1 protein-coding gene is annotated in these 6,285 nt (G+C 51.3%); it reads right to left on the reverse strand.

All coding sequences use genetic code 11. The features are described 5' to 3' along the window. Nucleotides 1-6,285 (reverse strand): hemagglutinin repeat-containing protein (locus tag BMW43_RS21945; RefSeq protein ID WP_091752441.1); only part of this gene is annotated, 6,285 nt, incomplete at both ends.

The following is a 6,285-nucleotide window of genomic DNA, read 5'->3' on the forward strand; positions in this document are numbered from 1 at the left end:
ACCCCAACGCTGCTGGCGCTGTAATCGGCATGATTCTCAATGTCCGAGTAAGTCAGCGTATCGGTAGACAGCCTATTCTTATCAGGTGTAGCCTCGCTGCTAATGACCGCACCCTTCAGGTCGGTGTTTTTGCCTACCGTTATATCGAAACCGTCTTCGCCAGCATAAATACCTGCCTGTTCAGTAACACTGGCGTATTCGGAGTTGATTTTCCCCTTGCTAGCTGAGCCGGTTACGCCGCCTGACGGACCGGTGCTGAAACCGATACCGCTGCTACTGCTCTTCTCCGCGTAGTTGTCGATGTCCTGTTGGCTGGCTATATTCAAGTCTCGGCCAACGTTGGCGATTACTTCTTTTCCTTTTACCTGAGAGCCGATGATATTGGTATCCCGTCCAGAATGGAGGTCTACTGTGTCGGTTGCATTAATTTCCGTACCGCTGTGGGTAACTACCGTACCGTTGCCATTACTGTTTCCATTGCTGGCATTGCCAAACAATCCGGCATTCAGGCTGACTCCCAACGCCCAGGAGGAGCTGTCCGATTTGCTGTCGGTTTTTTCCTTATTCTGCGCGTCTTTGATGTTAATGTCCTGGTCTGCTTCGATGGTTATGTCCTTCGCGTTGATAGAGGCTCCCTGCAGCGTGACATCCCCGGTACGGGCCGTCATAGTAAGAGTATCTCCTGCCGTGATGCCCGCTCTGCTGGCTGTCTCGCTGTCGGTATCCTGCTCCGAGGTCGATTTGCTGCTGCCGATACTGATGCTAACGGTCACGTCTTTTTTCAGGTTACTTTTATTTAGGCCGCCTTGTAGCTCTTTCCCCAGCTTTTGGACATCTTTGACGGCCTTATAGTCATAGAGAGCTTTTAGACGGTCGTCACTGACTTCGCCAGAGCGTTCTATATGATTGGTTGCGTCCGAAATAGTATTGAGTACGCCGCCACCGAGGGAAACGCTGAGCCCCGATTGTTTGAATTCGTACGTTTGGCGTTCCTTATAAGTATCGGTTCCTGCCTGGACGGTAATTTCGTTGCCCGTCATGGTGACATCCTGACCGCCCACTATATTTGATGCTGTAATGTCTATATTTTTACCTGCTTCCAGCGTGACATTGCCTGCAGTCGAGCCAAGCATACTGCCCACCTGGGTCACGCTGTCGGTATCGGTCGTTCTTTTTTGTTTTTGGCTGCCGATGGTAAAGCCAATTCCGCCGCCTGAGAAGACTCCGGATTTTTTCTCCTGACGCATATGTTCTTCCTGATCGGTTTCCTGAGCGGCTGCTATGGAAATATTGCCTCCGGCTGCTACCTGCAGGTCATTGGTGGCAACTAGGTTGCTGCCTGTTACGTTCATATCCCTGCCGGCTATGACTGTCGTCTTGTCACCGGAAAAGGTTGTCGATTGCACGGTTGTTTCCGATACAATGTCATGCGTCGTTACTGTCTTACTGGAAAACATGCCACTATGGCTTTTGTGTTGGTGCCCTTCCTCCAGACTGAGGTTGTTTTCACCTACCGTTAGGTTAATATCATGGCCGGCTGTTACGTTAAGTGCACCTTGGCTGCTATTGACAGTGGCAGCCCGGGCATTCAAATCCTGTCCGGCTTGCAGCGTGATATCTCCCTGCGTCTGCATAGTCGTACCTGTCTCCGTACGGCTGCTGTCGTTGCGATAGTTTTTGCCGTCCCAGGCAATGTGACTGTTTTCGGTTTCCGTCACTGTTCCGAGATTAATATTGTTGCCGGCGGCAAGAACAGTTTGCCCATCTTTTCCCATATTGCTGATTTGGGCACCACTTAGATTGCTGTCACGCCCCGCACTGGCACTGAGAATTCCATTGTCACCCGAAACATAGAGACTGGCGATGCGGTTTATGTTGGTACGACTGCCTTGTGTGCTATCCTGGGTACTTGTCGTGGACACAACATTCAAATCACGTCCGGCTGCCAACACCAGTTTACTGGTAGCGTCTACACTGCCACCCAGATTGTCAATATCGGTACGGGCGCTGAGTCCTACCTGGTCCCCGCTGATGGTCCCGCCTAAATTTCGTATGTTTTCGGCGGTCAGGGCTACCACGCTGCAGCTCTGCATCGTTCCACTATTGGTAATATCACCACTAGCATTTATTTGTATCGTATTGCCGGAAATCAGCGCCCCGGAGGGAGCCAGATCCCCTTCTTTCAGATTGCGAACATAAAGCTGCGGCACCAATGCGTGAGTTGTTTCCCCACTGGGCAGCGTAATCTCTTTATCCACGAGCCACACCATGTCGGTTGTCAGTTGAGCCATCTGCTCGGCCGTAAGCGCTACACCCACGGTCAGGTGTTGCTCCTGAGCAAATACGCTAGCATTATCCATTAGCGCTTTATATTGCTCCTCATCACTGCTATAGCCGCTAAGAAAGCGATTACCGGTAAGCTGCGTCACCTGTTCACGAACAAGCTGCTGCTCATAAAACCCGTCACCCAGCCTCTTTTGTACTTGATCCGGATCTAGGGAAAGCGCCTGGATCATATAGTCGGAGGAAATCCAGGTCCGGTAATCGGCAAATCGGGGATCGATTTCCACAATATACCGGGATGACGGATTCGGATTTATGCTAAGCATACTGCTGTTGGATACTTTGGTATTCACACTGCCACTTTGCACGTTAGAGCCATCCGGTGTGGTCACCTGAATGATTCGATTGGTATCGGCCTCCCCGGAAGTTCCTGAGCCGGCCGGATTTTGCTGCACCGCATCAGTCTGTAATGCAGTAACCTGTGTTTGTTCACCGGACGGAGCCGTATTCTCCAAATACACACTAGGCTTTAACGTAATATCCTGGCTTTTAGCCGCTGGATTGTAGCCGGTCGTACTTCTGCCGGTGCTGTCTCGACCGCTATGATGATCGCGCCAATAGGTCGTAACACTGCCGGTATCAACGGTCGTAATCACCCCAGGGACCTCAACATTGTTAAGATTGTCAACCTTCCCGCCAAATGCCCCGCCGGCTATCATCTGGCTCTTATCATTGTTCAGCGTATGAGCCTGTACCAGCATGTCCCCACCGGAAAGGATTTTTCCCGGATCGGTGGTAACCACCTGGGTTTGACTGACAATCCGCCGGTAGTTGTAGGAGTTCCAAGTTTCGTAATTCCCCTCTGGAGTGTGCAAATGATCGGATTCATCGTTATAAATGTACACATTAGGCGTACCCGGCGTATAGCGATTGGGCGAACCATTCCCCTGGTATTCCACAATATCTTCCACACTGACCTGCTGAAGGGCCGTACTGAAGTGTTCATTGGTGTTATTAATCTGTCCGGCCGACAAGCTCATTGCGCCAAGGGCCTCAATAGTCGCACTGTTATTATTTAGGGTGTCGGCCTGACCGACAGCCTGGTGCTGTTCATCCAGTCCACCGCCAATGTACAAATTTCCCATACTAAATATTTCGGCATGCTCCCGGTTGGTGATGGTCTGACTGCCAATATCCAGCCGGCTGCGAGCAGCAATGGTAGCGGCATCACCATTTTCAACCGTATTATTGAGTACCCCGGAATGAATGGCCAGATGATCTCCGTAGATACGTCCTGTGCCGATGTTTTGAACCGTTCCGGCATCAAGCAGCGTTTCACCGCCATCAATTAAGCCCCTGTTGTTAATGGTATGAACGGCCGAAAGCTTTGTACTTTGACCACTCAATTCTGCCCCGGCAGTATTATTCACCGTATCGGCCTGCACGGTCAAGGCTTTACCGGATGAAATCTTCGCCCGGTTCTCCACTTGTCCTGCCGTATTTACATTCACATTGCCATTAGCCTGAATATTCCCTGTATTTAGAAAGTCCTGTGTAAGGGCCAGGCTGAGATCGCCGGTGCTGAGCAGACTGCCATCGCCGGAAAGTCCTGCACTGTCAATGCTGAGCTGTTGTCCGGCAATAGCCGTACCACCTGTATTGGTGATCACCAACGTTTTATTACTATTACTGTCTTGCAGGGCCAGTGCTTTCTTAGAAGAAAGTACACCCTGGGTATTATTGACGTAATTATGAGCTGTGATAGTTACGGTGTCATCAGCCCGGACAGCGCCCTGTGTATTATCAATCCCCGCAGCACTTAGACTGACCGACTGCCCTTCCATGCCTTGGCCGGTTCCCTGGGTGCCGGTATTGCCAATGCTGGCGGCATCAACGGCAAGGTTCTGGTCAGAGTGCATCAAGCCGCCGGTGTTAGTTAGGGAATCGGTCAGTTCCAATGTCAGGTCCCCCTGTGACTGAATCTGTCCCCCGGCGTTGTTCACTTTGCCACCGGTAATTTTCCCTTCACCGCCTGTGGCAGCAATGATCCCGCGGCTATTTTCCAAGTTTTGCCGATTGGTGTTGATGTCTACCTGATTACCAACCACCACTCCGTCAGTGTTGGTTACACCTTGGGCCAACAGGGTAAGTTCCTGGGCAGCCTCAATACGGCCCTGGGTATTGTCCAGTGTTCCGGCCAGGGACTGGATAACAGTATGTCCTTGCAGGGAGCCGATTTCACCCCGGGTATTATCGATAGTAGCTCCTGTAACTTGAACATGCTGCTTCGCTGCCAAGGTACCCTGCACATTGCCGATGGCTTGTGTGCCATCAATCTGCAGTTCTTTGCCAGCCGTAATTTGTCCTTGAGTATTATCGAGATTTGCCGTAGTAATGGTCGTATCGCCATTGGCATTAATCAATCCGGATTGACTGTTGTCAATATTGCCGCTGACGGCAATGCTTACATTGGCAGGGGTTTCATTTGATGCGCAGATACTACCGCCTCTATTGATCAAATCCTTACCGGTTATAGACACTGGTCCATTGCTGGCAAGCGTACCATTGGTATTGTCCAGGGAGCCGGTCACATTCAACTTTGCGGCACCGGAACCAAACTGCAGCAGGCTGCCACCACGGTTACTGATATCATGAGCTTTGAGCGTTATATTGCCGGCTGTCATAGTACCATTAACGTCATTTTTTATCGTTCCTGTCGCTTGTACATTCAGATTCCCGCCAGTTTGCAAGGTGGAACCTGTATGGTCAATATCACCGCCTGTAGCCTGTAAAGTAATATCACCGCTAGCATAAGTTTGAGCCCCGGCTAAGTTAAGCGCTGCTCCCGTCATGGTGATATCACTTGCGGCGATATTTTGTCCACTGCTCGCCACAGCTTCCGTAGTCTTAACAGTTAGAGCACCTGTGGTTTTCAACGTGCCATCGCTTTGCACTCCCGCTCCGAGAACCCCCTGTGAGGTTATACTTCGAGCTGTTATCGTTGCGTTTTGTCCGGCTACCAATGTCCCTGTATTATTCAGTGTACCTGTTGTATTAAAGCTGGTATTGCCGGCTCCGTACAGGGTACCCTGATTACTGATGTCATCACTGGCAGCAATCGACAGATTACCGCCGGCTACCATTTGGTTGGCCAGTTGTACCTTGCCTTCACTGGTCATGGTAATATCACCGCTGGCGCTGAGCACCCCCTGGCTATTCACGCCCACACCCTGCTCGGTACCTACCAACCTGATCTTGTTGGCGTACATTCCTCCTAAAGAGCTTACATCGATAGCTATCTGCGGCCGGTTGTTACCGGCCGGCAGAACCGTAGCCTGCAACGAATCATGCTCTACCTGATTGGCACCGGCCACCACATTGACCTCTTTACCCCAGATACCGGCATTGACCTGTACGGCCCGGCTGATGAGATCTGCCCTGTCGGTCTGTTGGGTATCCATGCCGTTTCCTTCAACGGTAATCTGTCCCTGATTCACCCTAAAGGCTTCCAGGCTGCCATTGCCGCCAAAGAACGGTGTACCTGTGGTGAGTACAGCCCGGCTGGCATTAATAAAGCCAAAGCCGTTGCCGGTAATACCGTTCGGGTTGGCAATGACCACTTCCGCCCGGGAGCCGGCTACTTCCGTATAGCCGCGCAGTATACTGGGATCGTGGCCGCTGACTTCGTTAAGAATAATCTTTGCCGTCCCGTTGGCCAGATTGGGATTGCCGGTAATATAGCCGGCCAGTTGGGTCTGAGTAAGCGTTTGGGAGTTGTTGAGAATGAGCCCTTGCGGGTCTACATTGAATTGACTATAGATATTGCGCGATACACCGGCCGCGGAAGGAGCCGTAATCTGTACAATCGGGGTCCCATTTTGTGTGGTTTCTACCTTAGGCCGGTTTGGTTCGGCCGCCTGGGAATCGGCTACCGCTTCCGCCCCCACGATTAAGGGTTGGCTGACTAATGCGAAGATGGTTACATAGGCTATTTTCTTTTTT

The organism is Propionispora vibrioides, assembly GCF_900110485.1.
In the GTDB taxonomy this organism is placed as follows: domain Bacteria; phylum Bacillota; class Negativicutes; order Propionisporales; family Propionisporaceae; genus Propionispora; species Propionispora vibrioides.